Source organism: Thioclava sp. SK-1 (genome assembly GCF_001705665.1).
Taxonomy (GTDB): Bacteria; Pseudomonadota; Alphaproteobacteria; order Rhodobacterales; family Rhodobacteraceae; genus Thioclava.
The window spans coordinates 1-24,016 of record NZ_MDHA01000058.1; the positions used below are offsets into that span (position 1 = coordinate 1).

The following is a 24,016-nucleotide window of genomic DNA, read 5'->3' on the forward strand; positions in this document are numbered from 1 at the left end:
CCCGGATCATGCGTGACAACGGCATTCAGGTTCTGCGCAGCCGTAAATTCAAGCGCACGACCGACAGCGACCACAGCTTCAACATCGCCCCGAACCGTCTGAACCAGGACTTCACGGCGACGGCGCCAAACCAGAAGTGGGCCGGGGACATCACTTACATCTGGACCCGCGAGGGTTGGTCCTATCTATCTGTCATCATTGACCTATATTCGCGTCGTGTGATCGGTTGGGCGATCAGTAACCGCATGAAGCAGGACTTGGCGCTACGTGCCTTGGACATGGCTACAGCTCTGCGTCGGCCACCGCCTGGCTGCATTCACCACACCGATCGCGGCGCGCAATATTGTGCGCACGAGTATCAGAAACGCCTTCGCCGTCACAAACTACTCCCTTCCATGAGTGGCAAAGGAAATTGTTACGACAATTCGGCGGTCGAGAGCTTCTTCAAATCCCTCAAGGCCGAGCTGATCTGGCGAAACACATGGCAAACACGCCGGGATGTCGAGGTCGCGGTGTTCGAATACAGCAACGCTCTCTCATAACCCGCGCAGGCGCCATTCAGCCTTGGATGGCAAATCACCCGTGGCCTTCGAAAAGATCGCCGCCTAAGATGAGCAACACACCGGAACAGAAACGGTGCAGGTCCATGCGCCGATACCACACCGCCATCTGTCATACCCATCCGCCGCAACGGTTGCGCATGGAAAGACGACTGTCCCGCCGCAATACCACGAAACGAGATCTTGCGGGCGCCACGATGTCTGGGTCGGTCCATCTGAAAGAAATGGGCGGGCTACTGTCCGAAGTCGGGCCGATGTCCAGCTGAACCGCTTGAAGCTCTTCGGTGAGCGGATCATGCTCCGAGACCCCGACCGCAAGACCGCCGAAATTCTGATCCGCATCGCCATCATAAGCCACTTCTCGGCCCTCGACAGGGCCAAAATTCAGGCCATCGCCTGAAAGGTAACGGAAAAAGGGATCGTTCGTCCGATCAATGATTTGCGCAAAAGCGCCCTGGAGCGCGCAAAAGGCAAAAACGCGAATACTGGACAGTTGTTTTTTGATCTCATAGTGTCACTCGAAACTGGCAAAATGAGATAATCTCGTGGATTTAAATAGCATCGACTTCCATTCAATGTCCTTGGAAGAGCTGAAGGCACTTCAAACGCGCGTAACGACTGCAATCAATACGTTCGAAGATCGTCAACGTCAGGCCGCATTGGCTGAAATGGCCATTGTTGCTGCGAAACACGGCACTAGCCTTGAACAGCTATTCAAACAAAGCGGTGGGAAGAAAGCTAAATTGCCGAAACCTGCGAAATACAAGCACCCCGAAAACCCAGAGCTGACGTGGTCTGGATTTGGGCGCCGCCCAAGCTGGATTATTGAATTGGTCGAACAAGGCAATGATCTTGAGGATTACGCAGTCTAACACGCGTTGACTGCGACACCCCAACAGGGCCGCTTGGGACATCCCAGGCGGCCTTTATTTTTGATATGTCCTTGGATTATTTTCGATCGGACATACAGCTGCTTTGGCTATTGGCCTGCGCGCAACTGCACAGGTCAAGATTCATCTTCACGATATGAAAAATGCGCCGGAAATTTCCCCGGCGCATCTGTTTTAATCCATAAGCAGATCAATTAGCCATTGCCATTTGCTTTGGCAATTTGAACGTCCAAACCAAACCGCCTTGGTTCAAATAGTTCACTTTCTTGGCCACTTCGCCGCCCCATAATGGAACCGCACCGCCCCAGCCAGAGATAATCGAGACATATTGTTCCCCATCCATTTCCCATGTGACAGGCTGGCCAACAATGCCCGATCCGGTGTTGAACGACCACAGCTCTTCACCCGTTTCGTCATCCAATGCGATGAACTTGCCCTCTGGCGTGCCCATAAACACCAGACCGCCTGCGGTTGTCATCACACCACCCCAAAGCGGCGCTTCGTTCTTATATTCCCATTTCACATCACCACTATTGGGATCAATCGCCTTCAACGAGCCGATGTAATCCTCAAAGATCGGCTTGATTGTGAAACCTGCACCCAAATAGGCCGCGCCTTTTTTATAGGAGATCGGCTCATTCCAGATATCCATGCCCCATTCATTCGACGGAACATAAAATAGCTCTGTCTTCTGGCTATAGGCCATTGGCATCCAGTTCTTACCACCCAAGAAAGACGGAACGGCAAAAACTTGTTGGCCCTTTCCACCTTCGGCAGCAGCGTCTGGTGCACCGGGGCGATTGTCTTCATTGAAAATCGGACGCCCGTTTTCATCAATGCCCGATGCCCAGGTGATTTCTTTCACGAAAGGATGGGCTGAGATAAACCCGCCGGTTTCACGATCCAGAACATAGAAGAAGCCATTGCGATCGGCAGTGGCATAGCGCTTATTTCCGTCTTTATCGACAAAGCCCACGACCTCATTCACGCCGTCAAAATCCCAGCCCTCGCGCGGGGTGGTTTGGAAATGCCATTTGATTTCACCGGTCGCCGGGTCAATCCCAACACGGCTGGCAGCATACAGGTTATCGCCTGTGTTGCCCTCGCTTGGGGTGCCCGCGCCGCGCAGATGGCTGTTCCATGGTGACGGGTTGCCCGCCCCAAAGATCAGCGTATCGGTGTCGGCATCATAAGACCCGCCCAGCCATGTGGCACCGCCGCCGGTTTTCCACATATCGCCCGGCCATGTCGCATTAAGCGTGCCGGTCATTGTGCTTTCTTCACCATTAAGTGTGCCCATATGGCCTTCGATCATCGGGCGTGACCAGATCAGCTCACCTGTTTCGGCATCGCGCGCCGCGACCTCACCAACCACACCAAATTCACCGCCAGAGTTTCCGGTGATCACCATTCCCCGAACAATCAACGGCGCGGCTGTATAGGAATAGCCCTCTTTGTAATTGGCCATTTTCTTGTTCCATACGACATCGCCTGTCTTCGCGTCCAACGCGACCAGACGCGCATCCAGCGTGCCGAAATAGATCTTATCGCCAAAGATGGCCGCGCCGCGGTTGATTACATCACAGCAAGGCAAGATGCCTTCGGGCAGGCGGGCATCATATTGCCATAGCTCATCACCGGTTTTGACATCGATCGCATACAGGCGCGAATATGACCCTGTGATATACATCACACCGTCATGAATGATCGGCTGGCTTTCCTGACCACGTTGTTTTTCGCCCCCAAGGCTAAAGGCCCAGGCAGGCACAAGGTTTTTGACATTGTCTTTGTTCAACGTTGTCAGCGGGCTAAAGCGCTGCAAATCCCGGCCCATACCGTTGGTCAGCACGTCACCCGTGCTGGCCTGATCATTCAGCAGATCTTCTTCCGTTACATCTGCGGCAAGGCTTGGCCCTGCCATCAGGGATATAGCCGCCACTGCGGCCAGCACGAAACGATTCATCATGTCCTCCCAAAAATCGTGGCGCGGTCCCTCCTCTCCCCGGAGGTGCGCCCTGACAAACCGTAGACAGGGGCGCGGCCAGGTTCATATTGTCCTTTGGTCTAGGGTGGGGTTGGACCTGCCAAAACCGTCACGATGCAGGCGCATATTTCCATGCATCCGCATCGGGCGTGACCTCGTCCAAATCGTAATCCGACGCGCGTAGCCGTTGCGCATCGGACACCCCTGCCCGCGCTGCACGATCTACCAGCGCCCGGCCACGCGCCGTGTCTTGCGCCACACCGCGCCCGCGCATCAGGTCCAGACCGAAGTTGAATTGCCCCACCGGATCGCCCAATTGTGCTGCGCGCCGGTCCCAATCGGCGGCGGCGTCGGGATCCTCTGGCGCGCCCAGACCGTTATTGTCCAGCTGGCTCATCCAAGTCATTGCGCCTGTCCATCCCTCTTGTGCACAACGTTGAAACAGCTGACGCGCATCAACGTGACGGCCGGATTTGGTGATAAAATAGCCAGTGGCGCAATTGGTCATCGATGTCTCGCCACGCGCAGTGTCACGCAGCACACGATTGATCGACAGCTCCTCGGGATTAAGATCACCAAATTGGGTGGGGTCGTCTTGCGCCCAAGCAGGGCTGATCACGGTGGCTAGCACCGCTGTAAGGGAAAGATAGGTGCGCATCATGGGCCTCCTGTTGCGACAGATACCTTAGGGTAATCGCGCCCTGACCCACACCGTCATAGACATTGGTCGTATTGTCCCTGCGCCCCCCAATCCGCACGATCCCCATGTCGGTCTGCCGGCATAAGGGAGGACATCCGTGATACGTTCATTTCTTGCCGCATCCTGTCTGGTTGCGGCATCAAGCACGCAGGCCATAGCCGTCGATATTCGCATCGACTGGCTAGAGCATCGCCAGATACCGCCTCCGATCTTATCCAACCTGCAACCCGATCCGTTAACGCTGGGGATCGATGGCGCACGACTGGGACTGGCCGATATTTCCACCACAGGTAAATTCACAGGTCACAGCTACCATATCGTAACGAGTGTTGTGGCCCCCGAAGATGATTTCATCGCAGCCGCACGGCAAGCCGTAAATAACGGTGCACAGCTGTTGATCGTAGATGCGCCGACGGATGATCTGCTGGCACTGGCAGATATGGTCGCCGGGCGCGACGTAGTGATATTCAATGTCAGCGACAGCGATGACGCCTTGCGTGACGCGCAGTGCCGGTCGAATGTCTTGCATACCACACCGTCGCGTCGGATGCGCGCGGATGCGTTGGCGCAGTTTTTGCTGTGGCGGCGTTGGGATGATCTCGTCATGGTGGCAGGCACATCACCCGATGATATCGCATGGGCCGATGCGATGCGCGCAGCTTTACATAAATTCGGTCTGCAAATCGCTGCGGAAAAAATCTGGTCATTTGATGCAAATATGCGCCGCGCAGCAACGGCCGAAGTGCCCCTGTTTACCCAAGCCCTGCCTGATCATGATCTGATGCTGGTTGCGGATGAGGCGGGGGATTTCGCGCGCTACCTGGCCTATAACACGTGGCTAGCCCGCCCGCTTGCCGGATCAGAGGGGCTGCAACCCGTCGCCTGGTCGGATGTGGTGGAACAGCACGGCGCGGCACAGCTGCAAAACCGCTTTCGCGAGGCCACGGGGCGAGCCATGCGCGCCGATGATTTTGGCGCATGGGCCGCAGTGGCCGCATTGGGTGAGGCGGTAACGCGCACAGGTTCCGCAGATCCTGCGGAATTGCGCGCCTATATGCTGTCTGACGCGTTCCGATTGGCCGGGTTTTTGGGCACCCCGCTGTCGTTTCGCGATTGGAACGGCCAACTGCGTCAGCCCATCCCATTGGTGACAGAACGCGCCGTGACCGCCCTCGCCCCGATTGAAGGGTTTCTACATCAATTCAATGAGCTGGACACATTGGGCGCAGACCGCCCGGAAAGCCAGTGCACAAGTTTCAAGGAGCCGACATGATCCGCACGCTTTTGCTTGGCACCTGCCTTTGCCTGCCATACGCCGCACTAGCCGATGAAATCTGGGTCACCAATGAAATGGATGATACGGTCAGCGTGATTGATGCCGGCACGTTAGAGGTCGTCACGACCTATGCGACTGGCGAACGTCCGCGTGGGATTACGTTTTCTCGTGATTTCAGCGTTGTGTATATCTGCGCATCCGACAGTGATGCCGTGCAGGTGATGGACCCGAATACGGGCGAAATTCTGCACGACCTGCCGTCAGGCGAAGACCCGGAGCAATTCGTCATCGCCCCTGATGACCGGCTATTATATATCGCGAATGAAGATGACGCGATCACCACCGTCGTCGATACCCAGACCCGGCGTGTAGTCGCGCAGATTGATGTCGGCGTAGAGCCAGAGGGGATGGGAATTTCCCCCGATGGTTTGCTGCAAGTCACCACCTCTGAAACCACCAATATGGCCCATTGGATTGACACGCAAACACATGAAATTGTTGCGAATTCATTGGTTGATTCACGGCCGCGCCATGCCGAGTTTTCCCCCGATGGCGCTGATCTGTGGGTCAGTTCCGAAATCGGCGGAACTGTGACGGTATTTGATGTGCAAACCAAAGCGGAGAAAGGCAAGATCCGCTTTGCCTTGCCCAATGTGCGGCCAGAAAAGCTACAACCGGTGGGAATGCGATTCTCTCCCGATGAAACCAAAGTTTTTGTCGCTTTAGGTCCGGCCAATCATATCGCCGTTGTGGATGCGCAAACGTTTGAGGTGCTGGACTATATCCTTGTAGGCCGCCGGGTTTGGCATATGGAGCTGTCGCCCGACAACAGCAAGCTGTTTACAACCAATGGTGTGTCGGGCGATGTGACCGTGATTGACATGAACAGTTTGAAACCGATCAAAACAGTCAAAGTCGGCCGGTTCCCTTGGGGCGCAAGCGCACGACCAACAAACCAATAGGAAACAATATGTTGAAGTCCATATGTCAAGTTGCGTCTGTCTTATCTATTGCTGCGTCTGCGGTTTGGGCCGATGGGGATCGCCCCGCTGGATTGCTGTCAGGCAAGAACAAAGAAGACCTGCCCGAGATCATCCTATCCGTTGGGGAGCCGCTGGGCGATCCGTGGGTTTTGCATTCGGGCACCTATTACGAGGTCGAGATCACCTCGGATGGGTCAGGTGAGATCGGATTGGACAGTGACGGGTTCTTCCGTGCCATTTGGATTGATGAGATCGTCATTGAAGGGCTAGAGATCCGCCCTATGGGGGTGCATTCGGTGGAATTTGACCGCCCCGGAACCATGGAAATCGGATTTATTGCTATAAAACCGGGGCGTTATACGCTCAAGATACCAGGAAGCACGAACGACGGTCAGCGGTTGGATATCACCATTGAATGAGCCCGCCTTACAGATCCAAGGCTTAAGCCACCGCTGGCATCGCAAACTGGCATTAGAAGATGTGTCTCTTACATTACCCATGGGGCGTTTCACCGCGCTTCTTGGCCCTAACGGCGCAGGGAAATCCACGCTAATTTCTGTCTTAACCGGGTTGATCCGCCCGGCGCGGGATGTGGTGCGGATCAATGGCGTTGATCTGGGACGCACTCCGCAGGCTGCATTGACGCAGATTGGTGTTGTGTTTCAGCAGCCTACCATGGACTTGGACCGCTCTGTCCATGCCAATCTTGACTACTTCGCAGCGTTGCACGGGATGGACCGGAAGACACGGCGGACACGGATTTCACAGGTGCTGGAACGCCTATCGATGGCAGAGCGCGCGAATGAGCGCCTGCGCGATCTGAATGGTGGACACAGGCGCCGAATGGAGATTGCCCGCGCCCTGATCCATCGGCCCAAGCTGCTGCTGCTGGACGAACCTACAACCGGCCTTGACAGTGGTTCACGCCATGCCATCACCGATCACGTTCATGATCTGTGCGCCGATGGTCTGTCGGTGCTGTGGTGCACCCATTTGACCGATGAAATACGACCCAGCGACCAGATGATTTTGTTACATAAAGGCCGGGTCGTAGTGCATGGTGACGTTGATGCCCTAACCGGCGCAGTGCCGCTTGGGCAGTGGTTTTTGCAAAGGACCGCCGCATGAGACGCGCGATCATCGCCGCAAGCGCCATTGCACAACGCGAAGTCGCCAGATTCTTGAACCAACGCGCACGGTTTTTCGCAGCCCTTGTGCGGCCATTGGTTTGGTTGTTGATCTTTGCAGCCGGCTTTCGCGCCGCATTGGGCCTGTCGATCATCGCGCCGTATCAGACCTATATCACCTATGAAACTTACATCATTCCAGGGCTTTGCGGAATGATCTTATTATTTTCCGGGATGCAGTCCTCGCTGTCTTTGATCCATGATCGTGAAAGCGGCACGATGCGTTTGATGTTAACTGCCCCCTGGCCGCGTTGGTTTACATTGGGTGCAAAATTGATGGCCTCATCATTCGTGGGGTTGTTGCAGGTGGCCGTGTTTCTGGCCATTGCGGCCTGCTTCGGAATTCAGATGAACATTATGGGATATATATATGTAATCCCCGCTCTTTTTCTGTCTGCCCTCATGTTGGGGGCACTGGGATTGGTGCTTTCAGCCAAGGTGCGGCAATTGGAAAATTTTGCAGGCGTTATGAACTTTGTGATTTTTCCAATGTTTTTCTGTTCTTCCGCGCTGTATCCAATCTGGAAAATGAAGGAATCTTCTGCATTTCTTGCCAGGTTGTGTGAGGTAAACCCATTCACCCACTCGGTCGAGCTGATCCGATTTGCGCTGTATCAGCAGATGAACTGGCCGGCGCTTGGCTGGACCACCGCAGCCACTATCGTGTTCTTCGTCATTGCCACGGTTGGATATGAGCCCGCGCGCAGCAAACGGTGATCTGCGACCAATGGACAATGTCCAAACCCATCGCAAAGCGGCGATCACGACCAAGGTCTTATGGCAGATCACACGGCGCAGCGTTAGCTCAGTATAGAACAGGGAAAACGCGTTTGGGAGGATCGTATGGTTTATGTTTCAAGGATGATCGCATTGGCCACTGCGCTTGTAGTGCCCACAATGGTTTGGGCGCATGGGGACGTTGCGCCACAGGCCGTCAACACTGACGCATTGCCTGATGTGGGCGAGGAATGGTTGACCGAAAACCCCTACCGCGCCGAAGCCATCGGTGAAGATGCCTGGCGTGAGGCCGTGCAGATCGGTGACAGCGGGTATAACCAGAACTGTGCGCGGTGCCATGGGCTTGGCGCGGTATCGGGCGGCCTGGCACCCGATCTGCGCTATCTTGAAGCCGAAGAATACGGCGATGAATGGTATGCTGAACGGTTTCAGTTCGGGATGACACAGAACGGCATTACCAAGATGCCAGCCTTTGGCGAGGTTCTGGGCCAAAAGGCCGCTTGGGCAATCCGCACCTATATTGAAACCCGGCCCGATGATGGTGCGCTTGATGACTATATGGCGGATCTGGTGGTGCTGCGCGATACGATGTTGGATGGTTCCGCCGATGCGGCACAGGCCGAAGCCAAACTGACCGAGATTGCGGGCAATATCGAAACCGCGTCTGGTGCGCCCATCGCGGACAGTGCCGTGTCCCGCGCCGCGCGTGTGCTTCAAAAAGACCCGACGCATTTGAAACAGGCAGCCGAGACTTTGACGATCGGCCTGTCGGCGGCGCATTGATGCGCGCGCTATGTTATGCACTGGTTTGGGGCGGGTTGCTGATGCAGCCCGCCTTTGCCGCATGTGAGGGGGTTGCCCCTGAGCAAAAGTTGCAAAATACCTTTGCGCAGGACATTGGCCGCGGGCTGGATAAAATCATCGAAGACGGCTGGATCGAGGTCGCGCTGTATGATGATTTCGCACCATGGTCGTCGATACAGGATGGGCAGGCTGTGGGCGTTGATGTGGATATCGCCCATCTGATCGGTGATACGCTGGGGGTCGACACGCGCATCCGTCTGGTGGCAGCGGGCGAAAACCTGGACGCGGATCTGCGCAATTACATCTGGAAAGGCGCGGTGGTGAATGGGCGTGTGTCTGATGTGATGCTGCATGTGCCCTATGATGTCAGCTATGCTTGCCGATTTGATCAGGTGGTTTTCACTGGGCTATATGCGCAAGAGCATCTGGCAATCGCCTATGATCTTACGCACTATCCCGACGCGGATGAAAAGCCGACGCCGGCCTATTTCCGCTTTGATACGGTCGGGGTTGAAAATGACTCCATTTCCGATTTCTACCTGACCTCTTTTGGGAAGGGCGCGGCCTCTGGCGGTGTGCGCCGCTTTCGCACCACGACCCTTGCCGTGGATGCCATGACCGCACATGAAGTTATGGCCGTCATGGGACCGCGTGCCGAGCTGGAGGCGGCAATGAAGCAGGGACAATCCCTGCATCAACCACCCATGCCCGGTTTGGCCAAATCCAATTGGACCCTGGGCGCGGCGCTGTCATTCCAGCACAGGCCACTATCCTATGCGGTAGAGGATGCACTTTTCCAGGCGGTGCAAGATGGGCGGATCAAAGCCATCTTCGCCCAACATGGGCTTAGCTATGATGCGCCGCAGTAACTGCATGAACTACGGCCTATAACGGGCCGTAGTTGCCATCAAAATCTACCAACGTAACTTCGGAAATATCAAGCAAACGCGCCGCCTTCGCGATTTGGGGCCGTGTCATCAGCACAAAACCCGTTGAGGCTGCATCGGCCAGCGCTGCCGATTTTGCCCGAACAGTTACCGTTGACCATCGCGGTGCCTCACCATGCGGCCCGATGATATGGCTGCCCCCCGCCAGCACCATCGCAGAAGGTGAAGACGAGGCCACAGCCTCCCCTCCACGCAACGACACTGCGGCGACACGGCCGGCCATAGGATCTTCGATGCCCAACCGATAACTGCCACCGATTGCAGCATATTCCCCCATATTCACCAAAACCTGAGCAAGCCCTTCATGTTCCAACAATGCCCGCACCTGATCTGTGGCATAGCCCTGAACGACACCGTTCAATGTCAACGCCTGCCCCGGTTGCAATCGAATATCGTGCATCATTACAACATGTTGAAAGCCGACACTTTGGCGTGCCTTTATGCCAGGGCGACCACGCGACAGGCTCATCCAGACCGGCTGCACAGTAGGATCAAACCGGCCATCAGTCGCCCAATAGACCTCAAGACACAGCGCTAGAACCTCACGCAATCGGTCAGAGCCCGGCCCGACACCATGCGCATTTAAACGTGTCAGCTCGGATGGACGATACAGTGAAAAACATTGTTCTATTTCAGACAATTCAGTGCGTAATCGGCCCATGATCTGTTCTGACGCGCGCCCACCATCAACGGAAAGCGATACTTCTGCGCCAAAGGCCCGGCCAGACCATTCATAAGCCTGCGCCCGATGTCCAACGAAGCTGGCGGCCGCAGCCACCTGTAAGAAACGCCTGCGTTTCATTGTTCAACCAAAGCCTCCCCTCCTTGGTTTGTCATCTTTTCAAGCCGCTTACGCGCGATAATTAAGGGAACACATTTACTGTCACTGTCATGGATCGTCACACAGTCGAGGCATTGAAAACATTCGCTATAGCGGATCTTGCCAGAGTTTTCGATCGCGTCATAGTGACATTTCACGCGACACAGCTGACATGGGCTGCCGCATTCCGCGCGGCGCGGGATCCAACGGCGAAACCGCAGAAATCCGCCTACACGCATTGCCGCACCCAAAGGACATAGCGATCTGCAAAACCCTTTAAACCAGACCATCGATACCATTATCCAGGCTCCGGCCCAGATTGCATAGGGCCACGGGCGGGCGAAATGCATCGTAATGGCAGTTTTGAATGGTTCTACCTCGACCACCATTTCAGTGTGTGTGGGCCAAAACACGGTCGTTAGCACCAAACCAACAAGCGCAATCGGCCCGGTCCACAACATTGCACGCGCAACAGACCGCGGCGGCCGGATCTGAGGAAGATGCAATAACCTACCGATATGATGCGAAAATTCTTGTAGCGCACCAAAGGGGCATAACCAGCCGCAAAAAAATCCACGCCCCCATAACACAAAGCCGACAAATGTTGCTGCCCAAATCAACAATGAGAACGGATCATACAGCAGCACTGACAGGCTCCCGCCACCAATCGCAGCATTGACCACCGCAAGCGGCGTGACGACGGACAGCTGGCCCTGCCCCCAAAAGCCGATAAAACCGGTCATAATGGCTAGAAGCCCAAACCGGACATAGGGAAACAGTCGCAGCGCCGCCAATCGGCTTTGTTGCGCCAAGCAAAGGAACAGCACGGCCAAGAACCCGATCAATAGCCATAAATCCATCTGACGATTATGTACTGCCTCCATAAAAGGAGACAACTTTTCAACACCTTGCGGGAAAATGTAAAACCTCTCAGGCATGATGATCTGGGTGGAAAAATCAACCTCATGTGTTTCAGGCTGGAACATGCCGTGGCTGCGCTGCGCATGCGCAGTCATGGTCCATTCCCGTGTAGGATCAAAGCCAAGCCGGCGGTCCAAACGCACCACCATATGTGTTGCATCATGCAATTTAGCAGGCAAATTCTCTTTCAAGTTCGGTAAGATATCGGCGTCTCTTAATGCCAGCGGCAAAGCATCTTGCTGTGCCGAAATCCGATCAGGCGTCGTGTTACGCACAAACTCATCAGAAACTAGGCCATGGTGCCCTGCCTCAATCAACAATATCAGTTCATCATCAGGCGCGCGTTGGCGCACAGCGGCAACCTCTGCCAAGGTTTCCGCGGCCAGAACCGCATTGGCAACTGCGGGCGGACCCATGTCTATGACATACAGATCCAAGAACAAGTCATTGGGATCAAAAGAATAATCACCATCATCTGCCCACAAGGTTCCAGCAAATTCTTGATCAACCTCGCCAAAGCTGGCCGTAATCCGCCCGACCAACCCTTGAGCAATCAGATCATCCCATGACAACGGCTCGTTGTAGGAAAGTTTTGGCTGGGGCGGTGGTCCGGCACTGACACCCTGCATTTTTTCGCGCGCGACTTGCAACGTGGCCGCAAGAATGGATTCATGGGCAATCCGAACCGAGGCCGTAGCCTTTGTAACCCCGTCCAAGAACACCAGATCCGAGCCGCTGCTGCTGGCACCGTAAGGAGTGCCGATCACCAGCTGTTCGGAGATTGAATGCCCCTGATATTGCGATAAAAAATCACGCAGAGGAGCCTCACCGAGACCGGATACAAAGATCGGCTCATTATGCGACACAAGTTGTGTGTTGATAAACCGCCCATCCAAATCCAGCATAACCAAGATATCGATCGGCTTACCTGAAAACCCAGGAAGCGGCGCCAAGGGGCCAGTTTGAAAGACAAACCCTGCCTCGCCGCCGCCGGAGTTCAGCAAGGACCATACCCCGTCTGGTGAAATTTGCTCCCCTAAAGCATAGGGCGCCGTGATGCGTTCTTGCAGCGCATCATGCGTCAGCGGGGCTGCAAACAGCCGCGTCGCGAAAAGCAAAAAAAGGCAAATAAGCTGTTTCATCGGGCAAGCGTATCGTGCCCGATGAAACGCGCTATTGCACCAAGGTCTTAGGTGATCACATCAGGTTTGGCGCGCCCTGTTGTGGCTGTAATCCCGACAATTTCTTCTGTGGCCGCGATGATCGGACCCAATGCCTCTTGCGGGTCTTCGGTCAGGCCATCGGGGCCGGGCACATAGCGTTCCAGATAGACGCGCAGCGTTGCGCCCTCGGTGCCAGTCCCCGACAAACGCAGCACAACTCGCGATCCGCCGGAAAACAAAATTCTGAAGCCCTGACCTGAAGAAACGGATCCATCCACAGGATCTGTATAAGAAAATTCATCTGCGTTTGAGACGATCAAGCCGCAGACCTCACGGCCAGGCAGTTCTTTCAATCGGTCGCGCAAATCGGCCAGCATACCTTCTGCCTGTTCCGTCGGCAGCGCCTCATAATCATGGCGCGAGTAATAATTGCGGCCAAAACGCGCAAAATGATCTGCAAGGATTTCGCTGACCGTTTGCCCACGTTTCGCGATGATATTCAGCCACATCAAAACGGCCCAAAGCCCGTCCTTTTCACGCACATGATCGGAGCCTGTGCCAAAGCTTTCCTCGCCACATAACGAGACACGTCCAGCATCCATTAAATTGCCAAAGAATTTCCACCCTGTAGGCGTTTCAAAGCAATCCACCCCCAGTGCCTCGGCCACGCGGTCCACCGCAGCCGATGTCGGCATCGACCGTGCAACGCCTTTCAGCCCCTGCGCATAAGCAGGCACCAATTGTGCATTGGCCGCGATGACCGCAAGGCTGTCGGATGGGGACACATAGGTGCCTGCCCCCAAGATCATATTCCGATCGCCATCCCCATCGGAAGCTGCACCAAAAGCAGGTGCATTCGTGCCCATCAGCTCATCCATCAGCTCATGCGCCCATGTTGGATTGGGATCGGGATGCATACCGCCAAAATCAGGCAATGGCACTGCATGGGTCACAGTGCCCTTATCCGCCCCCAAGCGATTTTCAAAAATTTCAACGGCATAGGGACCGGTGATGGCGCACATAGAATCCATCCGCATCTTGAAACCATTTGCAAACATGGCCTTCAACGCGTCGAAATCAAAAATGCCTTCCATCATATCGGCATAGGCTGAAACCGGGTCGATGACTTCAACCGTCATGCCGCCCAGATCGACCTCACCCAATTCATCCAGATTAACATCATCGACATCCATCTTTTTGTATTCACTGATGGTTTCGGTGATTTCATAGATCTTTGATGTGATGGATTCTGGTGCGGGCCCACCATTTTCAGCATTGTATTTAACGCCGAAGTCTTCCTCAATTCCGCCCGGGTTATGAGAGGCGGACAAGATGATGCCACCATCGGTTTTACGAACCCGGATCAGGTTGGACGCAGCCGGCGTTGACAGCCATGCGTTCCGGCCAACAATCACCCGCGCGGCCCCGTTGGCGGCGGCCATTTTCAAAATCGTCTGTGACGCTTCCTGGCCAAAAAAACGGCCATCGCCGCCAAGAACCAGTGTTTTACCACCCACGCCGCCAACGGCGTCAAATGTGGCTTGAATGAAATTTTCAAGGAAATGTTCCTGCATGAAGACCTTTGTCTTCTTGCGCAGCCCCGATGTTCCGGGCTTTTGTCCCGCGAACGGTGCGGTCTGATGAACGGTCATAGTCACTCCTGCTGGACTGTGGGTCGTGTAAAGAGTTGAACGGATTGCGCCGAGACGCAAGTCATTGACGAAAAATGATCTTCTTCTGGCTTCATTGGAAGGGCGGAATCCAGCGCATGGATCCAAAACCCTTTGGGCAATTGCACCTCTATCGTATCGCCTGCGTTGAAAATGGCAAAGAAAGCTTCATGGCCGGCAAGCCCGCTTGTGCCTTCTGCTGCACCGCGAATTTCAGCGCATAGGCAAAGCGCGCCGTGATCATTCCAATCTTGCGCGCTTAGCTCTGCACCACTTGGACCGCGCCAGATCAGATCACGCTGACCATCCTGCCAACGTGTTTTCGCATGTAAAAACAAGGCTTGACGCAACACAGGATGGGCGTTGCGCAGCGCGATCAGCCGGGCGACAAAGTCGATCATGGTCTGATCTGCCTCAGGCCAATTCAGCCAGCCAATGTCGTTATCCTGACAATAGGCATTGTTATTTCCACCTTGAGAATTTCCAAATTCATCGCCGCCCAAAATCATCGGCACACCTTGGCTTAACAACAGGCTGCTCATTAAGGCCCGCTTGCGTGCGCCACGCTCTTCGTCGGTTCTCAGGGCTTGCGAATAGTTTGCATTATGGCCATCCCGGTTGGATTCTCCATTCGCCTCATTCCGTTTTTCATTATATGAAACAAGGTCATGCAGGGTAAAACCGTCATGTGCTGTTAGGAAATTCAGCGATGACGTCGAGGGCCGGCCGGAATGATCAAACGTATCAGCAGAGCCAGCCAAGCAACGCGCCAGTTCAGGCCGCTGTCCGTGATCCTTCCGCCAAAATCTACGCATTGAATCGCGATATCGATCATTCCATTCCCGGAATGGATGCGGAAAACCGCCCAAAAAATACCCCCCCGGACCGATGTCCCAGGGCTCTGCAATCAGCTTCACGCCGCATAGCACCGGATCTTGACGTATCGCGTTCAAGAAACTGCTGTCATGTTCGACATGTCCGCGTCGCCCCCGTGCCAAGGTCGACGCCAGATCAAAGCGGAACCCATCCACCCCCATCTGCGTAACCCAATACCGCAGACAATCCAGCACCAAACGCAGTCCAAACGGGTGTGAGACATTCAGCGTGTTGCCTGTGCCCGTGTCATTTACATAGGTGCGACCATTTTCCGACAAACGATAATAGGCCGCATTGTCTATCCCCTTCATCGACAACATTGGACCCGCCCCGTCACCTTCACCGGTATGGTTAAACACAACGTCCAGGATGACTTCGATTCCGGCGCCATGAAAGCGGCGCACCATTGCCTGAAATTCATCCGGAGTGCCATAGCGCGGATCTGGTGCGAAATTGGCAATTGGTTGGTAACCCCAATAGTTTACGCGATCTTTTTCAACCAAAAAACGATCGTCTATGAAACTGCAACAGGGCAAAAGCTCTATCGCGGTGACGCCCAGTTTTTGCAGATGGTCCAAAATCGCATCACTGGCAGCCCCGGCAAACCTGCCGCGTTCATCATCGCTCACGCCCGGATGTCGCTGGCTGATCCCCTTTACATGTGCCTCATAAATGACGGTCTGGGACCAGCTGTGATCAGGGCGGTCCCATATCTGATGTGAGGTTTCGCGCACGACACTATGCGGCACATGCTGACGACTGTCACGCCGATCCGGCCGCGAAACGCCGCCCTGCATCGCCTTATGCCAACGCAGCACTGAGTTGATTTCACGCGCATATGGATCGATGAGCAATTTTTGCGTATTGAAACGGTGGCCGATCTCTGGCGCCCAGGGTCCGTGCACCCGATACCCGTATTGCGCACCTACAGTCAGTCCTGGCATGAACCCGCTCCACACATCGCCTTCCCTTGATGGCAGCGTGAAACGTTCTTCTTTTCCGTTGGTTAGAAGGCAAAGCTCAACCTTCTCCGCATGGGCAGAAAACAGCGCGAAATTTACCCCATCGCCTCGTGGCGTCGCCCCCAGATGCGTTGGATCTCCGGGTTTAAGCATCCGTTCCTCGGCGTATTGTGGCTTCGTAAAGGGCAACGTAGCGATGCGCCGAAGGTTCCCAGCCCCAATCGGTTTTCATACCACGTTTGACGGTTGCCGCCCATTCTTTTGGATCATTCCACAATGCTGTCAGCCGACGCAATGCCTGTCTTAATCCCAAGGTATCAACGGGTTGAAACACAATACCCGTGGCAGCATGGGCTGCACAGGCAGCTGGCGTGGCATCAATCACAGTATCAGCCAAGCCGCCGACTGCGGCGACAATCGGCACACAGCCGTAGCGCATGCCATATAGCTGCGTCAGGCCGCAGGGTTCAAACCGTGACGGGATCAAGACCGCATCCCCGCCCGCAAACATACGATGGCTTAGCCCCTCATCATAGCCGATCCAATTCCCAACACGGCCTGGATAGCGCGCCGATAGGTCTTGCACCATTGCCTCGGCCCAGCGGTCGCCCGAGCCCAATACGATCAAGCCGCCGCCGTTGGCCAGGAATTCTGAAATCGCACCGGGAACCATATCAATCCCCTTTTGCGAGGTAAGCCGCGACACAAGGATCATCAGCGGCCCGGTGATCGCATTAGCATCAAGGCTAAATTCCGCAATCAACGCCGCACGATTGCCCTTCTTTCCCGCCAGTTTCGCTGCGGAAAACGGTTTTACCTCGGGGTCGTTTTCGGGATCCCAAACCTGCTTATCGATGCCGTTCAAAATCCCTGACATAACATCGGCGCGATATTGCAACACGCCTTCAAGACCCAAACCGAATTCTGGCCGCATCAGCTCATCTGCATAGCGCGGGCTGACCGTTGTGATTGCATGGGCCGACACAAGCCCCGCCTTCAGCGTTGAAATATCGCCCCAAAACTCAAACCCATCCGGCGTGAACCGCTGCGCTGGCAGACGCATCGCCGCCATTTTGGTAGGGCTGAACCGCCCCTGAAATGCGATGTTATGAATTGTCAAAACCGAAGGGATGGCCTGTGCGCCCGCATATGACAAATAGGCCGGGGTCAATGCAGCCTGCCAATCATGCGCATGCACAATATCGGGGTGCCACGGGGTTGCCTCTTGCGTGCCGTGGCGCGCGATTTCTGCAGCAACCCAGGACAGGGCCGCAAACCGTTCTGCATTGTCGGCGTAATCACCCTGCCCGTCCGAATATGGTCCGCCAGTGCGCGCGTAAAGATGCGGCGCATCCAGTGCCATCACCTGCATCTCACCACATTGACCAAGGATCAGCGTCGCTGGGCCGCCAAACAGATCGCCTGACGCCCAAACCGCTTTGGATCCCTTATTCAGATTCGCAATTACGCCAGGATAGGCTGGGAGTATGACGCGCATATCCCACCCCATTGGCGCAAGGGCCGCAGGCAACGCGCCCACAACATCGGCCAACCCCCCGGTTTTGATCAAAGGCACCGCCTCTGACGCGACAGATAAAACACGTTTCACATCAATACCTTTCGCGATCTAGGTCTTTCAATGCGGTTTGAACGGTACCGATAGGCATGTCGTGATCAGTCCAAGGCCGCTGATCGGATGTCAATCATGGATTGGGTGATCAACGTCACGCCGCCCTCTGTCACGCGGAACCATTTCTTATCTTGTTCTGGGTCTTCACCAACCACCAAACGTTCGGGAATTTGAACCCCGGAATCGATGACGCAATTGGTTAGGCTGGAATGGCGACCGATACTGACACGCGGCAAGGCCACGCAATATTCCATTGATGAGAAGCTATGCGCCCGGCACCCGGTGAACATCAAAGAATTGCGCACCTCTGATCCAGAGACAATACAATCACCTGAAATCAAAGATGAAATTGCAGATCCTCGACGCCCCTTTTCATCATGGATGAACTTCGCAGGCGGCACAATTTCCGAATATGTCCAGATCGGCCATTCCCGATCATAGATATCCAGTTTGGGCGTGAAATCGGTCAGGTCGATATTGGCCTTCCAAAACGCATCAATCGTGCCGACATCACGCCAATAGGGTTCTTCCTCTAACCCCGACGTCACGCAGGACTTTGTGAATTCATGCGCCATTGCCTTGCCATTCTTCACGATGTCGGGGATCAGATCATGGCCAAAATCATGGCTTGAATTCGGATCTTGTGAATCCCGGCGCAAGATATCGCGCAAGAAATGCCAATCGAACACGTAAATACCCATCGAGGCCAGCGTATGATCGGGATCACCCGGCATGCCTGGCGGATCTTTTGGCTTCTCCAAAAATTGAGTAACCTGCCCAAATTTATCGACATCCATGACACCGAAAGCCGAGGCTTCGGAGCGCGGAACTGTCAGACACCCAATGGTGACATCCGCGCCCGATTCCACATGTTCGCGCAGCATCACCTCATAATCCATTTTATACACATGGTCGCCGGCCAGAACGATCACATAGCGAACTGCATAATCATCAATGATATCAGAATTCTGAAACACTGCATCCGCGGTGCCCAGATACCACTGGGTTTCGGATACCCGTTGTGACGCAGGCAAAATATCCAGATATTCGTTGCGCTCCGCACGAAAGAAATTCCAGCCGCGCTGCACATGGCGGATCAAAGAATGGGCTTTATATTGCGTTGCGATCGCCATTTTGCGGATGCCTGAATTGACCGCATTGGACAACGCAAAATCGATAATCCGTGTTTTACCGCCAAAATACACCGCCGGTTTTGCACGCCGATCTGTCAATTCATTCAGTCGCGATCCCCTTCCCCCCGCCAAAACAAAGGCCATGGCCTGATTGGACAATCTACGATTCGACACTGGTTTCATACACACCTCCCCCAAAGGCGACACCGGCTGATTTAGCCCGGTGTAAAATAGACAACGGCCAACGGTGGCAGATAGATTTCGGCACTGTGGTCGCGGCCCATCGCGCGTTCGCCCTGCGCTTCTATGAACCCAAGATTGCCCCAATTTGTTCCGCCATAATGCCCGCTGTCCGTGTTCAGTATTTCGACCCAAGACCCGCCTTGCGGCAGGCCGATCCGCATGGTGCGATCTTGCGACGTTAAGTTCGCGCAGATCACCACCGGGTCGACATTAGGTGCGCGACGTTCAAACACATAAACTGACTGATCCGCATTATCTGCGTCGATCCAGCCAAAGCCCTGCGGCTCACAATCCCCCCAATGCAAGGCCGGAAGCGTTTTATACAGCCGGTTCAAATCGCGGATGAGCTGCTGCACACCTTGGTGCGGCTTATGTTGCAGCAGATGCCAATGCAGTGCCTCGGCCTGTGCCCATTCCGTCCATTGCGCAAATTCCTGCCCCATAAACAACAGCTTCTTACCTGGATGCGCCCATTGAAACGCGTAAAAGGCGCGCAAATTTGCGAATTTCTCGACATCTGTTCCTGGCATTTTTCCGATCATTGAGCCTTTGCCATGCACGACTTCGTCATGGCTGATCGGCAGAACGAAATTCTCAGAGTAGATATAGCTGCTCGCAAAGCTCAGTTCATTATGATGATGTTTTCGGTGGATCGGATCACGCGAAAAATAGCGCAGGCTGTCATTCATCCAGCCCATATTCCATTTGTAGCCAAAGCCCAAACCGCCCGCATGAACCGGATGTGACACACCGGGATAGGCGGTGGATTCTTCGGCCACCGTCATGATGCCCTGCGCGCCGCCATAGGCCTCGGAATTGACCTCTTGCAAGAATTCGATCGCTTCCAGATTTTCACGACCACCGAATTTATTGGCCACCCATTCGCCGTCCTTGCGCGAATAATCACGATACAGCATTGATGCCACCGCATCGACGCGCAACCCGTCCAGATGATATTCCTGCAACCAAAACAATGCATTGGCCAACAGGTAATTTTTGACCTCACGGCGGCCAAAATTATAGATCAGGGTGTTCCAATCCTGATGAAACCCCTCGCGCGGATCACCGTGTTCATATAGCGGTGTGCCATCATACTGGCGCAGCCCATGTTCATCAGTCGGGAAATGTCCGGGCACCCAATCCAAAATAACACCAAGCCCGCGCTTATGTGCCTCGTCAACAAAAGCGGCGAATTCCTCTGGCCGGCCATGACGAATGGTCGGGCTATACAACCCAATCGGCTGATACCCCCAAGACCCATCAAACGGATGCTCCGTGATCGGCAGCAACTCAATATGGGTAAAACCCATATCTACCACATAATTCAGCAGATCCGACGCCAGCTCATAATAGGATAACGGTCGCCCACCGTCGGCCCAGTCGCGCTTCCAAGAGCCCAAGTGGACCTCATAGATCGAGATCGGCGCATGAATATCTTGTGCTGCTTCGCGCCGGGTCATCCACGCTCCGTCAGACCAGGGGTGCAACCCCAATTCCCGCACCACCGACGATGTTTCCGGTGGATGTTGTGCACCAAAGCCTACAGGATCGGCCTTGGTCGGCATCATCCGGCCATCCGCACCAAGAATTTCATATTTATAGGCCTCACCGGGTTGCAGACCAGGCAGGAAAATCTCCCATACCCCGGTGGCACCGCGTCGCCGCATCTGATGGCGTCGCCCATCCCAATTGTTGAACCCACCCACAACCGAAACCCGCTTGGCCTCGGGCGCCCATGTCGCAAAATGCACGCCGCGATGCCCGTCATGCGTGATTACATGCGCGCCCAGCACCTTCCAAAGCGCTTTGTGTTTGCCTTCACCGATCAAATATTCGTCGATCTGTCCCAACACCGGGGCAAAGCGATACGGGTCTTCAAAATCCCAAGTCACCTGCGCGTTTTGGGCACGTAGCCGATACAACCCTCCTTGCCAGCGCACCGCAAACAGCCCTGGCACGACCGATTGCATCTCAATCGCTTCGTTATTGCCCAGCAGCCAGACGCGTTCCGCATCGGGCACCAGCGCCACCACACGTTCTGCTTCAGCTGAATACCCTAATGCAGAAAACACGTTGCCATGGCGACCCTCGATCAGGGCCATGGCCTCGTTGTGGCTGATTAATCCCATAACACCTCACAAGGCCGAGCTGGTGTTCCAGATGTCGGCCATATACCCTTTGATCGACCGGTCGGAACTAAAAAATCCCATCCGTGCCGTGTTCGATGCTGCCATGTGCCACCAGCGATCTGGCGTGGTGAAGGCGGCATCGACCTCCCGTTGTGCTTGAGCATAGGACTCAAAATCAGATGCGCAAAGAAAATAGTCAGAATGCCAGATATTGTGCACCAGCCCGTGATAGCGTCCTGGTTCATCAGGGGAAAACCGTCCCTCGGCGATCATTTGCAATACGTCTTGCAATGATTGGCTTTGCATGATCGCATCGCGGGCATGATCTGGATTGTGGCGCCGTTCCATCACCTCATCCGCGGTCAACCCGAACAGGAAGAAGTTTTCTGCCCCTACCTCTTCGCGGATCTCGACATTCGCCCCGTCCAGCGTGCCAATCGTCAGCGCCCCGTTCAGTGCGAATTTCATATTCCCGGTGCCAGAAGCTTCTTTGCCTGCGGTTGAAATTTGCTCTGACAGGTCAGCGGCCGGGATCAACCGTTCGGCCATCGACACGTTGTAATTGGGCGGATAGATAATCTTCAATCGCCCATCAACATAGGGGTCGTTGTTAACAACCTGCGCCACATCATTGATAAGGCGAATAATTTCTTTTGCCGTTTGATAACCCGGTGCCGCTTTGCCACCGAAAATCTTGACCCGCGGCACGAACTCTCCTGTGGGGTTTTTACGGATTTCATGCCATTGAGCGATTGTCTGCAAAATGTTCAGAAATTGACGTTTATATTCGTGGATGCGTTTGATCTGCACATCAAACATGGCATCCGGGTCGATCTGAATACCCTGTGTCTGTGCCACCCAATTTGACAAAGCGACCTTATTACTGCGCTTGGCTGCTGCGAATTTTTGCAAGAAGACCGGGTCCTTCAATGCTGGTTCCAGCCCAAACAACCGATCCAGATCTGCCTCCCACCCGCTGCCGATTGTGTCGGTGATCAGTGTGGACAGGGCCGGGTTGGTCATCCGTAGCCAGCGCCGTGGCGTGACGCCATTGGTTTGATTGATGATCCGGTCGGGATGCAGTTTGTTCAGCTCTGGGAACAGGTTGGCCTTAATCAGATCGGTATGCAGTGCCGAAACCCCATTGACCTTATGCGAGGTAATAAAGGCCAATTCCCCCATGCGCACTTCTTGATGTTTCAAGATACCAATATGATTGGGGCGATCGGGATGGCGTTTCAGATGCCAGGCGTCGATTTCCTCGATGATTTGCATGTGGCGGGGCAAAACCGCCCCCATAAGATAGCTTGCCCATTTTTCCAACGCTTCCGGCAAAAGCGTATGATTGGTATAGCCAAGGCAATTCACGGCAATCTCAATCGCTGCGTCAAAGGTCAAGCCGTAGCAATCGCAAAGTAGCCGCACCAGCTCTGGCCCGGCAATGGCGGGATGGGTGTCATTCATCTGGATCGCAACGTGATCGGCCAGATCAGTGATCGACAGCCCTGCATCCAAATGGCGCCGCAAGATGTCTTGCAGCGCGGCAGAGGTCAGGAAATATTCCTGTTTCAGCCGCAGTTCCTTGCCCTGATAGGTCGTATCATCGGGATAAAGCACCCGGCTAAGTGTCCGCGCCAAAGCCTCTGGTTCCGCCGCCGCCGCGTAATCGCCATGGTTGAACCGGCCCAGATCAAACAATGTCGTCGGCCGTGCCGACCACAGCCGCAGCGTGTTGGCCCAACGGCCCTGCCAACCAATCACCGGCAGGTCATGCGCCTCTGCGATCACGGTTTCTGCCGGCACCCAGACAGAGCGCCCAGCGTGCTTTTCAACATGCCCCTTGAACCCGATTTCATAGGAAGATTCGGGACGAACGAATTCCCATGGATGCGGTTGGGTCAACCAATCCTCTGGGGTTTCCACCTGACGGCCGCCTTCAAACCGCTGCCGAAACAGCCCATGTTCATAGCGAATACCGTAGCCATGGCCCGCACAGCCCAGCGTGGCCATCGATTCCATATAACACGCCGCAAGCCTGCCCAAACCGCCATTGCCAAGCGCCGCATCAGGTTCATTTTCCACCACGGCATCGTAATCGACGCCCAGATCTTCCAAGGCCTCTTGGCACAGATCACGCAGACCCAAATTGATCGCGGCATCTTCCATGATACGCCCGATCAGAAATTCCATCGACAGGTAATACACCCGTTTGCGTTTCTGGTCATAGGTTTGGCGCGTCGCCGCAAACCAGGGATCCACAATACGGTCGCGCAGCGCGTGGCTAAGCGCCATCCGCCAATCATAGATCGAGGCATGCGCCGGATCTTTCGCCATAGAATATTGCAAATGTTTCAGAATTTCGTTTCGGAAATCCTCTCGACTTGGCGCTTGCATGTCTTT

General features: G+C 54.8%; 18 protein-coding genes and 2 pseudogenes. 10 read left to right on the forward strand and 10 right to left on the reverse strand.

All coding sequences use genetic code 11. The features are described from left to right. The 3 genes and pseudogenes from BFP70_RS13935 to BFP70_RS13945 form a co-directional block, all read left to right on the forward strand. A pseudogene (locus BFP70_RS13935) lies at positions 1-609 on the forward strand (IS3 family transposase); the annotation flags it as partial. A 59-nt stretch (positions 610-668) separates the two neighbouring features. Beyond that, positions 669-960: pseudogene (locus tag BFP70_RS21415) on the forward strand (IS5/IS1182 family transposase); the annotation flags it as partial. A 145-nt stretch (positions 961-1,105) separates the two neighbouring features. Next, positions 1,106-1,432 (forward strand): H-NS family nucleoid-associated regulatory protein, encoded by a 327-nt coding sequence (locus BFP70_RS13945; protein WP_255356714.1) that lies wholly within the window; start codon positions 1,106-1,108, stop codon positions 1,430-1,432. 208 nt (positions 1,433-1,640) lie between these two features. Here BFP70_RS13945 and BFP70_RS13950 read toward each other — a convergent pair whose 3' ends face one another. Together BFP70_RS13950 and BFP70_RS13955 are read right to left on the reverse strand one after the other, a co-directional pair. Beyond that, entirely contained in the window at positions 1,641-3,413 is a 1,773-nt protein-coding gene (locus BFP70_RS13950; protein ID WP_066012336.1) for a PQQ-dependent methanol/ethanol family dehydrogenase, read from the reverse strand. A gap of 130 nt (positions 3,414-3,543) precedes the next feature. Continuing rightward, positions 3,544-4,092, reverse strand: coding sequence for a sel1 repeat family protein (locus BFP70_RS13955; protein WP_066012268.1), 549 nt, complete (start codon positions 4,090-4,092; stop codon positions 3,544-3,546). Between the two features lie 139 nt (positions 4,093-4,231). On the opposite strand from BFP70_RS13955, the gene BFP70_RS13960 reads away from it, so the two are divergent. The 7 genes from BFP70_RS13960 (at position 4,232) to BFP70_RS13990 (ending at position 9,991) form a co-directional block, all read left to right on the forward strand. Further along, positions 4,232-5,407 (forward strand): ABC transporter substrate-binding protein, encoded by a 1,176-nt coding sequence (locus BFP70_RS13960; RefSeq protein ID WP_083217518.1) that lies wholly within the window; start codon positions 4,232-4,234, stop codon positions 5,405-5,407. After that, complete coding sequence (locus BFP70_RS13965; RefSeq protein ID WP_066012269.1) at positions 5,404-6,372, forward strand: YVTN family beta-propeller repeat protein; 969 nt, start codon at positions 5,404-5,406, stop codon at positions 6,370-6,372. Before BFP70_RS13960 ends, BFP70_RS13965 begins: the two co-directional genes overlap by 4 nt. 8 nt (positions 6,373-6,380) lie before the next feature. Further along, positions 6,381-6,812, forward strand: a complete 432-nt coding sequence (locus tag BFP70_RS13970) for a hypothetical protein (protein ID WP_066012270.1) — start codon at positions 6,381-6,383, stop codon at positions 6,810-6,812. Beyond that, positions 6,805-7,521: an ABC transporter ATP-binding protein gene (locus BFP70_RS13975; RefSeq protein ID WP_066012271.1), complete on the forward strand. Its 717-nt coding sequence runs from the start codon at positions 6,805-6,807 to the stop codon at positions 7,519-7,521. The genes BFP70_RS13970 and BFP70_RS13975 overlap by 8 nt, the downstream gene beginning before the upstream one ends. Next, the gene (locus tag BFP70_RS13980) at positions 7,518-8,297 is read left to right on the forward strand and encodes an ABC transporter permease (protein WP_066012272.1); all 780 of its coding nucleotides are present in this window, start codon (positions 7,518-7,520) and stop codon (positions 8,295-8,297) included. Before BFP70_RS13975 ends, BFP70_RS13980 begins: the two co-directional genes overlap by 4 nt. Before the next feature lie 126 nt (positions 8,298-8,423). After that, complete coding sequence (gene pedF / locus BFP70_RS13985; protein ID WP_066012273.1) at positions 8,424-9,101, forward strand: cytochrome c-550 PedF; 678 nt, start codon at positions 8,424-8,426, stop codon at positions 9,099-9,101. Then, entirely contained in the window at positions 9,101-9,991 is an 891-nt protein-coding gene (locus BFP70_RS13990) for an ABC transporter substrate-binding protein (protein WP_141693212.1), read from the forward strand. Before pedF ends, BFP70_RS13990 begins: the two co-directional genes overlap by 1 nt. A gap of 16 nt (positions 9,992-10,007) precedes the next feature. Here the strand turns inward: BFP70_RS13990 and BFP70_RS13995 are convergent, their stop codons facing one another. The 8 genes from BFP70_RS13995 to BFP70_RS14030 form a co-directional block, all read right to left on the reverse strand. After that, positions 10,008-10,871: an FAD:protein FMN transferase gene (locus BFP70_RS13995; RefSeq protein WP_066012274.1), complete on the reverse strand. Its 864-nt coding sequence runs from the start codon at positions 10,869-10,871 to the stop codon at positions 10,008-10,010. Beyond that, positions 10,868-12,928 (reverse strand): 4Fe-4S binding protein, encoded by a 2,061-nt coding sequence (locus tag BFP70_RS14000; RefSeq protein ID WP_255356716.1) that lies wholly within the window; start codon positions 12,926-12,928, stop codon positions 10,868-10,870. Before BFP70_RS14000 ends, BFP70_RS13995 begins: the two co-directional genes overlap by 4 nt. A gap of 71 nt (positions 12,929-12,999) precedes the next feature. Further along, positions 13,000-14,631 carry an alpha-D-glucose phosphate-specific phosphoglucomutase gene (locus tag BFP70_RS14005; RefSeq protein WP_369820208.1) on the reverse strand — a complete coding sequence of 544 codons (1,632 nt, stop codon included), beginning with the start codon at positions 14,629-14,631 and terminating at the stop codon, positions 13,000-13,002. Then, positions 14,628-16,634, reverse strand: a complete 2,007-nt coding sequence (glgX, locus tag BFP70_RS14010) for a glycogen debranching protein GlgX (protein ID WP_066012277.1) — start codon at positions 16,632-16,634, stop codon at positions 14,628-14,630. The genes BFP70_RS14005 and glgX overlap by 4 nt, the downstream gene beginning before the upstream one ends. Next, positions 16,627-18,090 (reverse strand): glycogen synthase GlgA, encoded by a 1,464-nt coding sequence (glgA, locus tag BFP70_RS14015; RefSeq protein ID WP_083217520.1) that lies wholly within the window; start codon positions 18,088-18,090, stop codon positions 16,627-16,629. The genes glgX and glgA overlap by 8 nt, the downstream gene beginning before the upstream one ends. Before the next feature lie 65 nt (positions 18,091-18,155). After that, positions 18,156-19,427, reverse strand: coding sequence for a glucose-1-phosphate adenylyltransferase (gene glgC / locus BFP70_RS14020; RefSeq protein WP_066012279.1), 1,272 nt, complete (start codon positions 19,425-19,427; stop codon positions 18,156-18,158). Positions 19,428-19,459: 32 nt separating this feature from the next. Continuing rightward, positions 19,460-21,616, reverse strand: coding sequence for a 1,4-alpha-glucan branching protein GlgB (gene glgB / locus BFP70_RS14025; RefSeq protein WP_066012280.1), 2,157 nt, complete (start codon positions 21,614-21,616; stop codon positions 19,460-19,462). A 6-nt stretch (positions 21,617-21,622) separates the two neighbouring features. Continuing rightward, positions 21,623-24,010: a glycogen/starch/alpha-glucan phosphorylase gene (locus BFP70_RS14030; RefSeq protein ID WP_066012281.1), complete on the reverse strand. Its 2,388-nt coding sequence runs from the start codon at positions 24,008-24,010 to the stop codon at positions 21,623-21,625. Between the last annotated feature and the right edge of the window lie 6 nt (positions 24,011-24,016).

Bases quoted from the DNA above. Each gene is read 5' to 3' on its own strand.
- BFP70_RS13950 (WP_066012336.1), bottom strand. From the start codon at position 3,413: ATGAATCGTTTCGTGCTGGCCGCAGTGGCGGCTATATCCCTGATGGCA.
- BFP70_RS13955 (WP_066012268.1), bottom strand. From the start codon at position 4,092: ATGCGCACCTATCTTTCCCTTACAGCGGTGCTAGCCACCGTGATCAGC.
- BFP70_RS13965 (WP_066012269.1), top strand. From the start codon at position 5,404: ATGATCCGCACGCTTTTGCTTGGCACCTGCCTTTGCCTGCCATACGCC.
- BFP70_RS13970 (WP_066012270.1), top strand. From the start codon at position 6,381: ATGTTGAAGTCCATATGTCAAGTTGCGTCTGTCTTATCTATTGCTGCG.
- BFP70_RS13980 (WP_066012272.1), top strand. From the start codon at position 7,518: ATGAGACGCGCGATCATCGCCGCAAGCGCCATTGCACAACGCGAAGTC.
- pedF (WP_066012273.1), top strand. From the start codon at position 8,424: ATGGTTTATGTTTCAAGGATGATCGCATTGGCCACTGCGCTTGTAGTG.
- BFP70_RS13990 (WP_141693212.1), top strand. From the start codon at position 9,101: ATGCGCGCGCTATGTTATGCACTGGTTTGGGGCGGGTTGCTGATGCAG.
- BFP70_RS13995 (WP_066012274.1), bottom strand. From the start codon at position 10,871: ATGAAACGCAGGCGTTTCTTACAGGTGGCTGCGGCCGCCAGCTTCGTT.
- glgX (WP_066012277.1), bottom strand. From the start codon at position 16,634: ATGCTTAAACCCGGAGATCCAACGCATCTGGGGGCGACGCCACGAGGC.
- glgC (WP_066012279.1), bottom strand. From the start codon at position 19,427: ATGAAACCAGTGTCGAATCGTAGATTGTCCAATCAGGCCATGGCCTTT.
- glgB (WP_066012280.1), bottom strand. From the start codon at position 21,616: ATGGGATTAATCAGCCACAACGAGGCCATGGCCCTGATCGAGGGTCGC.
- BFP70_RS14030 (WP_066012281.1), bottom strand. From the start codon at position 24,010: ATGCAAGCGCCAAGTCGAGAGGATTTCCGAAACGAAATTCTGAAACAT.